Source organism: Amycolatopsis sp. NBRC 101858, assembly GCF_030269325.1.
Classification (GTDB): Bacteria; Actinomycetota; Actinomycetes; order Mycobacteriales; family Pseudonocardiaceae; genus Amycolatopsis; species Amycolatopsis ponsaeliensis.
In genome coordinates, this window is record NZ_BSTD01000002.1 from 1061882 (window position 1) to 1074670 (window position 12789).

18 protein-coding genes and 1 pseudogene are annotated in these 12789 nt (G+C 73.0%); 9 read left to right on the forward strand and 10 right to left on the reverse strand.

The annotated features are described in order from the left end of the window. Positions 1-127: 127 nt before the first annotated feature. On the reverse strand, positions 128-943 hold the full coding sequence (locus tag QSK39_RS18205; protein WP_285478928.1) for a helix-turn-helix domain-containing protein: 816 nt from the start codon (positions 941-943) through the stop codon (positions 128-130). 65 nt (positions 944-1008) lie between these two features. Here QSK39_RS18205 and QSK39_RS18210 point away from each other — a divergent pair, with 65 nt between their 5' ends. Beyond that, the gene (locus tag QSK39_RS18210) at positions 1009-1815 is read left to right on the forward strand and encodes an alpha/beta fold hydrolase (RefSeq protein ID WP_285478929.1); all 807 of its coding nucleotides are present in this window, start codon (positions 1009-1011) and stop codon (positions 1813-1815) included. Here the strand turns inward: QSK39_RS18210 and QSK39_RS18215 are convergent. The 3 genes from QSK39_RS18215 to QSK39_RS18225 form a co-directional block, all read right to left on the reverse strand. Beyond that, positions 1710-2213, reverse strand: a complete 504-nt coding sequence (locus QSK39_RS18215; protein WP_285478930.1) for a molybdopterin-binding protein — start codon at positions 2211-2213, stop codon at positions 1710-1712. The genes QSK39_RS18210 and QSK39_RS18215 overlap by 106 nt on opposite strands. A gap of 113 nt (positions 2214-2326) precedes the next feature. Next, positions 2327-2746: a TOBE domain-containing protein gene (locus QSK39_RS18220; protein ID WP_285478931.1), complete on the reverse strand. Its 420-nt coding sequence runs from the start codon at positions 2744-2746 to the stop codon at positions 2327-2329. Positions 2747-2803: 57 nt separating this feature from the next. Continuing rightward, the gene (locus tag QSK39_RS18225) at positions 2804-3169 is read right to left on the reverse strand and encodes an ATP-binding protein (RefSeq protein WP_285478932.1); all 366 of its coding nucleotides are present in this window, start codon (positions 3167-3169) and stop codon (positions 2804-2806) included. Between the two features lie 99 nt (positions 3170-3268). Between QSK39_RS18225 and QSK39_RS18230 the strand changes: the two genes are divergently transcribed. Both QSK39_RS18230 and QSK39_RS18235 read left to right on the forward strand, forming a co-directional pair. Next, positions 3269-3394 carry a hypothetical protein gene (locus tag QSK39_RS18230; protein WP_285478933.1) on the forward strand — a complete coding sequence of 42 codons (126 nt, stop codon included), beginning with the start codon at positions 3269-3271 and terminating at the stop codon, positions 3392-3394. Further along, positions 3391-3738, forward strand: coding sequence for an STAS domain-containing protein (locus QSK39_RS18235; protein ID WP_285478934.1), 348 nt, complete (start codon positions 3391-3393; stop codon positions 3736-3738). Before QSK39_RS18230 ends, QSK39_RS18235 begins: the two co-directional genes overlap by 4 nt. Positions 3739-3760: 22 nt before the next feature. Here QSK39_RS18235 and QSK39_RS18240 read toward each other — a convergent pair whose 3' ends face one another. Continuing rightward, a complete protein-coding gene (locus QSK39_RS18240) occupies positions 3761-4363 on the reverse strand; it encodes a hypothetical protein (RefSeq protein ID WP_285478935.1) in 603 nt (200 codons plus the stop codon). A gap of 101 nt (positions 4364-4464) precedes the next feature. Between QSK39_RS18240 and QSK39_RS18245 the strand changes: the two genes are divergently transcribed. Together QSK39_RS18245 and QSK39_RS18250 are read left to right on the forward strand one after the other, a co-directional pair. Continuing rightward, entirely contained in the window at positions 4465-4593 is a 129-nt protein-coding gene (locus QSK39_RS18245) for a hypothetical protein (RefSeq protein ID WP_284740705.1), read from the forward strand. Positions 4594-4728: 135 nt separating this feature from the next. Then, positions 4729-5301 carry a VOC family protein gene (locus QSK39_RS18250; RefSeq protein WP_285478936.1) on the forward strand — a complete coding sequence of 191 codons (573 nt, stop codon included), beginning with the start codon at positions 4729-4731 and terminating at the stop codon, positions 5299-5301. A gap of 7 nt (positions 5302-5308) precedes the next feature. On the opposite strand, the gene QSK39_RS18255 is transcribed toward QSK39_RS18250, so the two are convergent. Beyond that, a complete protein-coding gene (locus tag QSK39_RS18255) occupies positions 5309-6163 on the reverse strand; it encodes a LysR family transcriptional regulator (RefSeq protein WP_285478937.1) in 855 nt (284 codons plus the stop codon). Positions 6164-6231: 68 nt separating this feature from the next. Between QSK39_RS18255 and QSK39_RS18260 the strand changes: the two genes are divergently transcribed. After that, complete coding sequence (locus QSK39_RS18260; RefSeq protein ID WP_285478938.1) at positions 6232-6657, forward strand: pyridoxamine 5'-phosphate oxidase family protein; 426 nt, start codon at positions 6232-6234, stop codon at positions 6655-6657. A gap of 250 nt (positions 6658-6907) precedes the next feature. Here QSK39_RS18260 and QSK39_RS18265 read toward each other — a convergent pair whose 3' ends face one another. Both QSK39_RS18265 and QSK39_RS18270 read right to left on the reverse strand, forming a co-directional pair. Further along, positions 6908-7330, reverse strand: coding sequence for a hypothetical protein (locus QSK39_RS18265; RefSeq protein WP_285478939.1), 423 nt, complete (start codon positions 7328-7330; stop codon positions 6908-6910). A gap of 100 nt (positions 7331-7430) precedes the next feature. After that, a complete protein-coding gene (locus QSK39_RS18270) occupies positions 7431-8462 on the reverse strand; it encodes an ion channel (RefSeq protein WP_285478940.1) in 1032 nt (343 codons plus the stop codon). Positions 8463-8659: 197 nt separating this feature from the next. On the opposite strand from QSK39_RS18270, the gene QSK39_RS18275 reads away from it, so the two are divergent. Both QSK39_RS18275 and QSK39_RS18280 read left to right on the forward strand, forming a co-directional pair. Then, positions 8660-10687, forward strand: coding sequence for an MGH1-like glycoside hydrolase domain-containing protein (locus QSK39_RS18275; protein WP_285478941.1), 2028 nt, complete (start codon positions 8660-8662; stop codon positions 10685-10687). Between the two features lie 149 nt (positions 10688-10836). After that, a complete protein-coding gene (locus tag QSK39_RS18280; protein ID WP_285478942.1) occupies positions 10837-11160 on the forward strand; it encodes a hypothetical protein in 324 nt (107 codons plus the stop codon). 178 nt (positions 11161-11338) lie between these two features. On the opposite strand, the pseudogene QSK39_RS18285 reads toward QSK39_RS18280, so the two are convergent. Further along, positions 11339-11599 (reverse strand): annotated as a pseudogene (locus QSK39_RS18285) (IS481 family transposase); the annotation flags it as partial. 32 nt (positions 11600-11631) lie between these two features. Between QSK39_RS18285 and QSK39_RS18290 the strand changes: the two are divergent. Then, positions 11632-12090, forward strand: a complete 459-nt coding sequence (locus QSK39_RS18290) for a hypothetical protein (RefSeq protein WP_285478943.1) — start codon at positions 11632-11634, stop codon at positions 12088-12090. A 6-nt stretch (positions 12091-12096) separates the two neighbouring features. Here the strand turns inward: QSK39_RS18290 and QSK39_RS18295 are convergent, their stop codons facing one another. After that, positions 12097-12741, reverse strand: a complete 645-nt coding sequence (locus QSK39_RS18295; protein WP_285478944.1) for a TetR/AcrR family transcriptional regulator — start codon at positions 12739-12741, stop codon at positions 12097-12099. Positions 12742-12789 lie beyond the last annotated feature (48 nt).

Sequence of the window (12789 nt, forward strand, 5' to 3'; positions counted from 1 at the left end):
GTCGCGATGGGTGTTCCGGTGCGCTCGAGGGTGATCCGCGCCCGGGCCGGCGGGTACCGACTTTCGTCGTACAGGACAAAAGATAGGTACCGGACATTTCGCCCTGCGCACAGTAACCGGACAGCGACTACCGCGACGGCCACGCCAGGTCGTCGATGGTCAGGAAGGGCTCGCCCGCCACCACCGCCGGCGTGATCCCGGTGAACGCCCGGACTTCGCGGTGCAGGTGGGACTGGTCGGCGTAACCGGCGTCAGCGGCGACGAAGGCGGCGTCCTGGCCCGCCACCAGCCGGTGGACCGCGTGGTCGAAGCGGACCAGCCGCGCCGCACGCTTGGGCGGGAGGCCGATCTGCGCCTGGAACCGGGACCACAGGCGCTTGCGGCTCCACCCGACTTCGTCGGCGAGCCGCTCGACGCGGACCCGGCCGCGGGTGCGGACCATCCGTCCCCACGCCCACGCGACCTCGGGATCGACCGCCGGTCCCATTTCAAGGCGGCGGGCGAGCACCGCGTCCGTCACCGCGAACCGCTCGTCCCACGACGAAGTCTCGCTCAGGCGCTCCCCGAGCCGGGCCGCGTCCCGGCCCCACAGGTCGTCCAGGGCCACGAAGGCGCCGCCCAGCTCGGCCGGGCGGACGCCGAGGACCGCGCCCGCGACCACCGGCGGCAAGCGCACCTGCACGCAGGCGAAGTCCGCCGCCCGCAGGATCCGGGTGGTGCCGAACCCGAGCCCGGCGACGACGCTCCCCTGCCCGGCCGCGCCGGACAGGACGACGGTGCCGGGGCCGAACACCAGGGCGAGCGTCACGGCCGGGGGCGGGATCAGCCGGAGCCCGGCCGGGGTGCGGCCGCGGTCGGCGAACCCGGCCATCGTGATCCCGGGCAGCCTGCCGGGCGACGCCGGGAGCGCGACGTCCCAGAGCGCTTCCTCGTCCGGCCCCATGGTTCCCAAGCTACGCGGAACATTCGTCCAAGCCACCGGTCTCCGCGCCCGGCCAGAGTCAGCTCATGACGAACCTCCACCTGACCGACGACGGCCCCCGCGACGCCCCGGTCCTCCTGCTGATCCACGGGACCGCGTCCTCGATCCACTCGTGGGACGCGCTGCTCCCCCTGCTGACCGGCGCCCACCGCGTGGTCCGGATCGACCTGCCCGGGCACGGGCGCTCGGCCGAGCCGGACGACGCCGGGTACGGCGTCCCCGAGCAGGCCCGCCGGGCCGGCGCGGCGCTCGATCGGCTCGGCGTCGGGCACGCGGTGGTCGTCGGCCACTCCACCGGCGGCCTGGTCGCCACCGCCCTGGCCGAGGAACGGCCCGCGCTCGTCAGCGCGCTCGTGCTGGTCGACACCGGGCCGAGCCTGGACACCTACATCGGCCCGCACCTCGCCTTCGAGGCCGCTGAGTGGGAAGGGCTGACCGACGACCAGATCCGCGAGGCCATGAGCTCGGCCTTCGGCCGTCCGGGATACGAGGCACCCGTGTCACTCGTGGCCGACGTGCGCGGGATGACGTTCGCCGCCTTCACCGCGGCCCAGCGGGGATCCGTCGACTACCTTGCGCGGCAACCGATCCCGGACCGGCTGACGGCGCTGGGCACGCCGGCGCTGGTGCTCTTCGGCGAGGAGAACCGGCGGTGGCGGCCGTCGAGCGCCCTCGCGGCCTACCGCACCGTGCCGGGCGCACGGGTCGTGCCGCTGCCCGGCGTCGGTCACTCGCCGATCATGGAGGACCCGCCCCGGACCGCCGAGGCACTGCTGGCCTTCACCGGGTCGCCCACGCTGAGCAGGCAGAGCTCGGCCAGCCCGCGCACATAACGGCTGGCGCGCAGGTCGCTCGGCATCACGAGCGTGGGGCGCGGCAGGAGCTCGCCGTTGTACCGGGTCGCCAGCAGCGCCGCGCAGTGGCCGAACTCGGGGTCGATCTCCGCCAGGGACAGCACGACCCGGAAGCCGTCCTCGGCCACGGCGACCACGACGACGGTGAGCCCGGACATCTTGTGCCGCGGGTCCAGTGGCAACGGCCCTTCGGCGAGGACGTCGTAGAGGTGCACACCGTGCACTTCGTGGCGCTCCCGCTTGCGGCGGGTCACGTACTCGACGTCGAGCCGGACCTGCGCGCGGGCCCGCAGCTCGCCGACGTCGATCGAGCGCGAAGCGCACCCCGTCCCCGTGACGAGCAGGCGCCCGGCCGGGGGCGGGGTGTAGGGCTCCATCACTCCACGCTAAGACGGGCCCGCGGCGGCGCACATCCACCGATCAGGCACAGCTCGGTCGCAAATACGGCACGATCAGCGCCGGGAACCCGCAGAAGCGGCGGTTTCGGGGGTCAGCCGGTCGCGAGGGAGATCTCGGTCGACTTGATCAGCGCGACGACCGGGGTTCCCGTTTCGAGGCCCAGCTCGGCGGCCGCTTCCCGGGTGATCGACGCGGTGAGCTCACCGCCGTCGACGGCGACCTTGATCGTCGCCATCGCCCCGCCCGTCGCGACGCCGGTCACCCGGCCGGGCAGCTGGTTGCGGATGCTGATGCCGGTCACCGGCCCGGTCGCCAGCGACACCTCGGTCGACTTGACCAGTGCGCGCACGGCGGTCCCCTCGGCGAGGCCGAGGTCCTCGACGGCTTCCCTGGTGACCGCGGCGGTGATCTCCTGCCCGCCGGACAGGCGTGCCTTGACGGTGGCCATCACCTCGCCCGGCGTGACGGCGGAGACCGTCCCGGCGAGCTGGTTGCGGATGCTCAAACCCATCGCGGGACTGTAACCCCGCGCCGCGGCCGGGGCATTTCGCGAGTCACCGGAACGGGGTCAGCCCACCGGGAGTTCGGCCCAGACTGTCTTGCCGGTGTCGTGCCGCCACTGTCCCCACCGCCGGCTGCAGGCGTCGACCAGCATCAGCCCCCGCCCACCGTCCATATCGGGCTGCCGCGGGCGGGCCGGGCGGGGGCTCGCGTCGGTGACCTCGAACCTCAGGTGATCCGCCGCCCGGACGAGCCGCACCCGGATCGGGGCGGCGCCGTGGCACAGCGCGTTCGACACCAGTTCGTCGAGCACCAGCACGGCGTCGGCCAGGCGCTCCGGATCCAGGCCGGTCAGCAGATCCTGGGCCCACTCCCGGACCTGCGCCGGCTGGTCCGTGCCCGTGCCGAGCTCGCGCGTCGGGATGGTCCTCACACTCCTTCAGAACCTGGGTGGCTTACCCAGTTCCGGCGGACCTGAAACAACCGGCGGCGCGGTCCACGCCGCCGGTTCCCGAGTGGCAGGATGAGCCCGGTGAGCACGCGCACCGGGGACGACGACGAGCTGCCCGAGGCGCCGGAGCCGGCGAACGGCGCCGGGGCCGGAGTCACCGCCCCGCCGGCGTCCGGCATCTCCCAGCCCGGAGGCGACCAGCCATGACGAACGCGTTCTCGACTTCGACCGACCCGGCGGAGAGCGGCCCGGTCCTGACCGTCCGCGGCGAGCTCGACGTGGCCACCGCGCCCCGGCTCCGCGTGCGCATCGGGGAGCTCACGCTGACGTCCGGGCAGTTGCTGGTGGTGGATCTGGCGGGAGTGACTTTTTGCGACTCCAGCGGGATTTCGGCGCTCATCGCCGCCCGCAACGTCGCCGAGGCGGCCGAGGCGAAGGTCGCGCTGGTCGCCGTGCCGGCCCGGCTCACGCGCACGCTCGCGCTGACCGGGCTGGCGGACTTCTTCCCGACCTACCCGACGGCCGGGGAAGCCATCTCCGCCCACCGCTGACCCGCGCCGGCGCGGGTGCCGGTCAAAGGCAGGGTGGCCGGTAGCCGTCGATGGGCAGGCCGCGGAACTCGAGCCGGTTGGGCGTCTTGCCGACGAAGACCAGGCCGCGGGCCTCGGCCAGCGCCGACGCGAACGAGTACGCCGGCGTGCCCAGCTCCGGCAGCGACGTCCAGGCCTGGGGCCTGAAGCTGAAGAATTTCGTGACGAGCTTCCCGCGGGTCGAAGGCACCAGTGTGAGCCACTTGTCGCCGCCGCTCCAGTGGGAGGCCGGGCGCAGCTGGACGTACAGGTCGTCGGTCGCGCGGTAGGTCAGCCAGAAGCCGGCCGAGTGCGAGAGATCGGCCTGCGCCTCGAACTGGTTGCCGAGCCACACGACGACCACGTGCCACTCCGCGTTGAGGAACTCCACCTTCGCCGTGTATCCGCGGCCTTCGGGGACGAGCAGGTTCCCGGTGGGCGGGACGGTGGTGCCCTCACCGCTGGCGAGCCACTGCTGCAGCCGGTCGATCGACGGCGTCGGGCACTCGCACCCGGGCCGCGGTGACGCGTTCGCAGGCGGGCTGACCAGGGAAAACACGAGGAGGGATGCGAAGATCGCGAGCGTCCGGACGAAGGCGAGGCGCATGCCGGGAAGCTACCAGACCGGGTGTGCCCCGCGTCACGGAATGCGGGTGGATCTTGGGCGCTACAGAGGAGTAGGAACCGTACGAATCCCTAGGGAGGGCCATGTCCGCCACCACCACGCCGGAAGCGTCCACCACCCCGGTGGTGCCCGCGCTCGACGACTTCGACTTCGAACTCACCGACGGCGCGGCCTGCCGCATCGACGACCCGGACTGCGAAGCCTGCCAGTGACCCCGGTGCCCCGGTGCGGGTCCGCACCGGGGCCACGGCCGGGTGTTTCCCCGGCGCGAACGGGCCCGTGACGCGGCAGAGTGGTCTCGAGCGGCACGGGATCCGCCTGCCGCCGCACCGGGAGGAATGCCGATCATGGACATGAAGCTCGAAGTCGTGGTCCTGCCCGTCACCGACGTCGACCGGACCAAGCACTTCTACCGATCCCTGGGCTGGCGCGAGGACGCCGACATCGACTTCGGCGCCTCGCGGATCGTGCAGCTGACCCCGCCGGGGTCGCCGACGTCGGTCCACTTCGGCACCGGGCTCACCGACGCCGCCCCCGGCTCGGTCCGCAGCACCTACCTCGTCGTCGAGGACATCGAGGCGGCGCGCAGAGAGCTCGCCGGCCACGGCGTCGACGTCAGCGACGTCTTCCACCGCGACGAGACCGGCGCGTTCGCCCCGGGGGTGCACCCCGACCACGGCACGTACTCGTCGTTCGCGTCGTTCAGCGACCCGGACGGCAACACGTGGCTGCTGCAGGAGATCACGACCCGGTTCCCCGGGCGCGTCGACGGCGTGACCTACGGCTCGGCGCAGGAGCTGGAGCGGGCGCTGCGGGAGGCCGCCGCCGCGCACGGCGAGCACGAGAAGGAAACCGGGAAGTACGACGAAGAATGGCCGGTCTGGTACGCGCAGTACATGGCCGAGCACGCCGGCTCCTGAGCGCCGGTCAACCCCGGTAGGCGGCCCAGGCCACCTGGACGAAGCTGCGGACCAGCGGGCTCCGGGCGGCCTGGGGCCACGCCACGACGAGGTCGCTCGGCGGCCGGTCGGCCAGCGGGACGACGGCCAGCCCGGCCGGCAGGGGCTGGTCGACCGGGGCGAGCGCGGTGGTTCCGTTCCACAGCACCGCCTGCAGGCATTCCTGGACCGTCCGCAGCTCCGGGGCCGCGTCGTCGGGCGCGCCGCCGGTCCAGTAAGCGCTCCAGCCGGGATCGGTCCCGTCGGGCAGCCGGACCCACCGGCGGCCGGCCAGCCCGGCGGCCGCCACCGAAGGGCGGCCGGCGAGCGGGTCGTCGTCGCGCACCACGACCCCGACCGGCACCGAGCGCAACACCTGCGAGCCGATTCCCGTGCTGTCGAAGGGAGTTCGCGTCAAGGCGACGTCGACGAGCCCGGCACGCAGACCGGCCGTCGGATCGCCCAGGTCGGCTTCGTGGACGCGGACGTCGACGTGCGGGTGCCGCTCCCGGAACAACGGGACCAGCCGGCCGCCGACGTGCTCGGCCGCGTCGGCCAGGGTGCCGACGGTGAGGCTCGCCGCGCCCGCCGCGGCGGTCACCCGGCCGCGGATCCGGTCGGCCTGCTTCAGCAGGGCGTCCGCTTCGTCGTAGAGCGCCGCGCCGGCGGGGGTGAGGGTGACACCCTTGGGGGTGCGGTCGAACAGCGCCGCGCCGAGCTCGTCCTCGAGCTGCCGGATCGCCCGGCTGAGCGGCGGCTGCGTCATGTGCAGACGGCTCGCCGCCCGGCCGACGTGCCGCTCGTCGGCGACGGCCACGAAGTACTTGAGGGAGCGCAGGTCCACTTCCGCACGATACCCGTGCGGTATCGAGACTGCAGATCTTGTCGGGGGTGCGAGGTAGCGTCCGGCGCATGGCACTTTCGGTAGCGGAACGCGAGCAATTCCTGGCGGAACCCCACATCGGCGCGCTGTCGGTGGCGGAGCGGCCGGACCGCGCACCACTGACGATCCCCATCTGGTACCAGTACACCCCGGGCGGCGAGCTCTGGGTGCGCACGGCACCGGGTTCCCGCAAGAAGAAGGCGATCGACGCGGCGGGGCGGTTCGGCATGATGGCCCAGCGCACGGCGCCGACGGTCCGGTACGTGTCGGTGGAGGGACCGGTGACGAGGACGGAACCGGACTCCCCGGAGCGCGCGAGGGAAATGGCGGCGCGGTATCTGCCGGCGGAGAAGGTGGACGGGTACCTGGAGTTCGAGCGGACGCAGATCGGCGAGCACGTCGTGGTGTTCCTGCGGCCCGAGCATTGGCTTTCGCTGGACATGGGGGCGGTTTGAGAGGTGTCCACTTCGGACTGAGCCCGCGGCGGCGGCGCGGGTGATCGCGATCCCGGTGCCGGCGGCCGCGCTAGCGGAAGGGGGAAGCCCGGACCGAGGCAACCGACGGCGCCGCGGGAAGCGCTGAGGCAGAAGTGGACGCCGCCGCCAAAGGCGAGGCCGGCTTTTCACTACCCGCGCCGAGGCCGAAACGCGCCGCCGCCGAAAGCGAGGTCGGCTTCTTCGCTACCCGCGGTGTGCGAACCTTCGCTCAGCGATAAGGTGCCTCACGCGGCGCCTGCCGCGCCCGGGGTGCCTGCCCGCGCGGGGGCTGCGCGCGCGGTGGCTGTGCGCGCTGGACCTGGGTCCGCTGTGGCGGGGGCGCCTGCCCTCGCGGTACCTGCGGCCGCGGCGGAGGTGGGCCTCGGCGGGCCGGGGGGCGGGCCGCCGCCGGGCGGGGTGCTCGCTCCTGCCTCTCCGGCTCGGGCTCCGGCTCGCGGGCCCGGGATGGGCGGTTCGCCCACGAGTCGAACAGCACGATCAACCCCGCGAACACCGCGCACCCCAGGCCCAGCGCCACGTTGACCAGTGACCCGATGATGCCGGCCACCAGCAGGATCGGCAGCACCGCCATCAGGCAGTACGGGTCGATCCTGCCGAACTTCGGGCGGGGCGGCCCCTCCCGGGGACTCACCGCGCGACCTCCGCTTTCCCTCGCGCCATGGTCGAAGTATGCAACTCCCAGCCCGAACCGGCCACCACCAACGCCCAGAAATCCGGACAAAGCACGTGAATCACAGCGAGGGGTCCCGCAACGCCGTCTCGACTTCGCCGCCCGTGAGCCGCCGGGGGCCCACGTAGTACAGCACCGCCCCCGCCGCCAGCTCCGCGTCCCAGCCCGGGTTCACCACCAGGTCCTCCCCCGCGCGCGCCGCCAGCACCGTCGCGCCGTACGCGCGGCCGAGCGCCATCCGGCAGCGGGACGCCGGGAGCCTGCCGAGCGACTCCGGGAGCGTCACCGAGAACGTGTCCGCTCCCCCGGCCGTCATCAGCTCCGCGTACACCTCGGCGATCCCCGGCGACGTCAGCTCCTCGGTCACCATCCGCGGCGTGTGCCACTGCACGCAGCGGATCCGCGGGTCCACGTACCGCAGCAGCTCCGCCCGCTCGAGGTCACGCAGCGTGACCACGACGTGCGCCGCCGGGCTGGCGTGGTCCACCGTGACCGCGACGGCCAGCGCCTCGTTGTCGTCGGCCACGTCCACCAGGACGGCGTCCGCGCGCGCCACGCCCGCCCGGTCCAGCACGCCGGCGGCCGTCGGCTCGCCGCGGACGAACTCCACCGGCTGCCCCGGCATCGGGTGCACCGGCACCTCCGCGCAGAGCACCAGCGCCGTCACGCCGTCGGCGAGCAGCTGGGCCACGATCCGCTCGGTCCGCCCGGCCGCGTACCCGATCAGCACCGTGTGCCCGGTCGCCCGCACCGCCTCCGTCCCCTGCATCCGCCGTCCCTTCGCCTGTTCCAGCACCGAAGCGAGCCTCGTGAACACCGTCGTGAGCGTGGCGAGCCCGCCGGCGATGACGTACGCGCCCACGACGTGCCCGGCGACCGTCTCGGGCGAGAAGTCGCCGTACCCGACCGTGGTCGTCGTGACGACGAAGTACCACCAGTAGTTGCCGGGCCGGACCAGCTCGCTGCCGGCCGGTTCGGCGAGCGCCATCAGCGGCCAGCTCGTCGCGAACACGACCACCACCACGGCGACCGGCAGCAGCCAGGCGCGGTTCGGCACCCAGCGCGCGAAAAGCCGCGAGAGGAAGAACGGCACCGATCCTCCTCACCGATTCGATCACGGGTCCCGACACCCGATCACACGGTGCTACCAGGCACAACGGTCTTTACCGGACCGTGACGGCGGTCCGCGCCGCCGGACAGAAACGGACAGGATTCCCGTGTTCCCCGGGAAGAACTCGCGTTCCGTGGTGGACTGTCCCCGGTCCCCCGGGCGCAGAAAGAGGTACGCGCATGAGGAAACGGGTCGGTTCGGCACTCTTCGCCTTGGCGGTCGCGTGCGGCGTCGTCGCCGCTCCGGCGGCCACGAGCCTGGCGTCCGCGAGTCCGCCGCCTCCGCAGCTCGAGTTCGCGAACCCCGCGAGCCAAGCCTTGTACGGCACCGCTTATCGCGCCGCACTCGACAACCTGGTGCGCACCAACACGATCGGTTACGACGCGAAGTACGACAAGAGCGGCCTGCTCGACCCGGCCACCGGCATCGTCCGCGCGGGCGGCGGCTACGCCCAGCCGTGGACGCGCGACGCGTCGATCAACAGCTGGAACGCCACCAGCCTCCTCGCCCCCGCCCTCGCGAAGAACACGCTGTGGGCGGTCGTCGACAAGGACGCCGCCGGCGCCCTGCGCGTGCAGCAGGACGACCAGCAGTGGGACCAGGTCGTCTGGGCGACCGCCGCCTGGCACCACTACCTGGTGACCGGCGACGGCGGCTTCCTCGAAAACGCCTACCGCACCACGGCGGACACGCTGAGCATCCGCGAACACGCCACCACGGCCGGCTTCAACGCGACGTACGGGCTGTTCACCGGCCCGTCGTTCTTCAACGACGGCATCGCCGGCTACCCCGCGCCGCCCGCCGACGCGACCGAATCGGTCAGCACGGGCAGCTCGCCGTGGCCGGGTGTCGCGAGCGGGATGTACCTGAGCACCAACGAGGTCTACTACTCCGCCTACGTCAACGCCGCGAACATGGCGGAGAAGCTCGGCCGTCCCGGCGCGGAGGTCGCCGGCTACCGGGCCAAGGCGACCGCGCTGAAAGCCGCGATCAACCGGTACTTCTGGAACACGGCGACCGGCCTCTACGACTACCAGCTCCTCGCCGACGGCACCCGCGGCGCCTACCAGGAAGGCACCGGGCTCGCGTTCGCGCTGCTCTTCGGCATCGCGAACCCGGCCCAGGCCCGCTCGATCGTCGCCCGCGCCCAGGAAATGCCGTGGGGCATGCCCGACACGTTCCCGAACTGGGACCGCTATTCGGACGCGCAGCCGGGCCGGCACAACGCGATCGTGTGGCCGCTCGTGCAGGGGCTGTGGGCCAAAGCGCTGGCCGGGCAAGGAAACCAGAGCGCCTTCGCGTCGGAAACCGCGCGCCTGGCGAAGCTGGCGGACAACAACAGCGGGTTCTGGGAGATCTACAACGGCCACACCGGCGTCGTGGACGGCGGCTACCAGCGGCTCGGCGACACCGTGAAGTTCCACTGGGGGTCCGAACCCGACCAGACCTGGTCGGCCACCGCGTTCCTCGACATGATCCACACCGGCCTGTTCGGGCTGACGTTCACCGACCGCGGCCTCGCGTTCGCGCCGGACCTCCCCGCGGGCTGGGGTGACGTCACCCTCCGGAACCTGAGCTACCGCACTGCGAACCTGACGATCTCGCTGCGCGGCGCGGGCACCCGGGTCAGCTCGTTCACGATCGACGGACGGCCCGCGCCGGGCAACACCGTTCCGGCCACGCTGAGCGGAAGCCACACCGTCGCGATCACCCTCACCGGCGCGGCGGCGGGCGACCGCGACGGCGACCACGTGCCCGACGCGGCCGACCGGTGCGCCGACACCGCGGGCACCGTCGACGGCTGCCCGGCCCCCGCCCACCTCGAAGCGGAGGACGCGGTCAACACCGGCGGCGTGAAGACGAACGTGAACCACACCGGCTACTCCGGCCGCGCGTTCCTGGACGGGCTCTGGGCGCAGGGCGCGGCGTCGTCGTTCACGCTGCACCGCACGTCGAGCGACCCGGCAACGGCCGCGCTCACCGTGCGCTACGCCAACGCCAACAGCGACACCCGCACGATGACACTGTCGGTGGACGGGCGCGCGGTGCGGCAGGTGAGCTTCCCGAAGGTCTCCGACAGCTGGGACGCCTGGGGCACGGTGACCTTCGCCGACGTCCCGCTCACCGGCCGGGACCCGGTGGTCACGCTGTCGTACGCGGCGGGTGACACCGGTTCGATCAACCTCGACTGGCTGGCCGCCGGCTGAGCCGACGTCACCCGAATCGGTGAACCGGCCGCCCGGCCGTCATAGCCGCGACGACGTTTCCTCTCTTTCGTCGACGCGGTGGCCGGGCGGCACGCCCCCCGACCGGCCGGCCACCGCGCACACGCTCCCGGGCCCCGCATACTGGACGGGTGAGCGAACCGATCCCGCTGTTCCCGGTCACCCGCGTCGATCCCGAACGGTTCGCGGTCGCGCAGCACCGCCTCTTCACCGGGATGCGGCTGCGGATCGGCCGGTCCGGCGTCGCCCACCGGGTGGCGTGGGTGCCCTGGCTCGACGAGCTGACCCTGCCCGCGCCCGCCTGCCACCAGGGGTGGTCCGGGCTCGGCGCGGCGGGCGAGATCACCCCGGTCGACCTGCCGGTGACCTGCCGCAAGTGCCTGCGCCTCGGCGGCGAGCCGGAGGATCCCGCCCAGCACACCCTCTTCGCGCTGCCGGAGCCGCGCCAGCTGTAGTGCCCTGTGAGGTTGTCGACTCGGGTGATGGGTGGGCGACCATGCAGGCCGGTGTGGCCGCGGTGGTGGTTGTAACGGTGCAGGAACCCGGGCAACGCGTCGGCCCGGTGCTGTGAGCTGGTGAAAGCTGGGCATAAGACCACTCTCAGGCCGGCGAAAGGGCGTCGCGCCAGGCGTGGGAGCGGCGGTAGGCCATGGCGTTGTCGGTCATCACGCGTTCGATCCGGTCGATGCCCAGCTCGGCCAAGGCGGTGGCAGCGCGGCGGAGGAACCCGGCGCAGGTGGCGGCGGTTTCGTCGGGATGGACTTCGGCGTAAGCGATACGGGTGTGGTCGTCGACGGCGCAGCGGACGTAGTCCTAGCCGACGCGGGTGCCGTAGCGGGCGCGTCGGCGTTCGAGGCTGTCGCGTCCGTGGACCCGCCAGCCGCCGCTAGCCGGTTAATCCGCCGCCGGCCGGGTACCTCGACCGGATGACCGAGAACCGGGGCCGGCAGTTCACCACCGACCTCGTCGAGGCCGCGCTGGCCGGGGAGTACGACGCCGTGGCCGACGCGCTGGGCGTGCTCTCCGGAGCCGGCTCGCCGCACGCCCCCGCCGAGATCGTCGGGGACCTGGTCGGCCGGTGCGCGGCCGTGGTCCGGGACCGGCGCCCGACCGGCCCCGGGACGATCTTCACCATCGCCGTGGCCGACGACCGGGCGCGGGCGGTCGCGGTGGACCGGCTGCCGCCCGGACCCCGGGCCGCGTTGCGCGCCCTGCTCGCGGCCCTCGGCGACGACGAAGCCGGCCGCGACATCCAGGTCGAGCTGGCCGCCCGCGGGCAACCGGCGGACGTCGTCGGCGTCGTGGTCCACCTGCTCGTGTGGCTCGTCGAACTGTCGGACAGTGCGGCGGCCGAGCTCCCGTCGCTGAGCTGCTTCATCCCCTGACCGCGGTCACCCGGCGCCGATGGCGGCGACTTCCTCGTCGATGAGCAGGCCGGGGTCGAACCGCATGCCCGCGAAGTGGCCGGCCAGTTCGAGCGAGAGCACGCCGTGCAGGCGCGTCCAGAACGCCAGCGCGCGGTGCAGCACCGCGGCCGGGGCCGGGTGGTCGCCGGCCCATTCGCGGTGGTCTTCCAGGTGGGTGTCGAACGGTGTCGCCGCCGCTTCCGCCGGCCGCGCGCCACAGGCTTCGATGAGCACCGCCATCACCTCGTGCGAGATCGCGGTGGTGTCGCCGGGGGCGTGGTAGCCGGGGACGGGCGTGCCGTAGATCAGGAAGTACCGCTGGGGGTCCTGCCGGGCCCAGTCCCGCACGACGTGCGCCAGCGCGGCCAGGTCCGCCCCACCGTCGTGGGCCGCGCGGACGGTGTCGGCGATGCTCCGGTACGCGTCGCGGATGAGCGCGGTCACCAGCTCGTCCCGGTTCGCGAAGTACCGGTAGAGGGCCGGCCCGCTCATCCCGAGCTTCTTGGCGATGGCGTTGAGCGACAAGGCCGGCACGCCCGCCTCGGCGATCTGCTCCCACGCGTGCTGCTTGATCTCCGCGCGCACCTGCGCCCGGTAGCGCTCGCGTGAGCTCGGCCCCGCGTCCGTCATGAGCGGCTCCTTCCGGTCGAGTTAGAGGCTATCACTTTTCTTATTGAC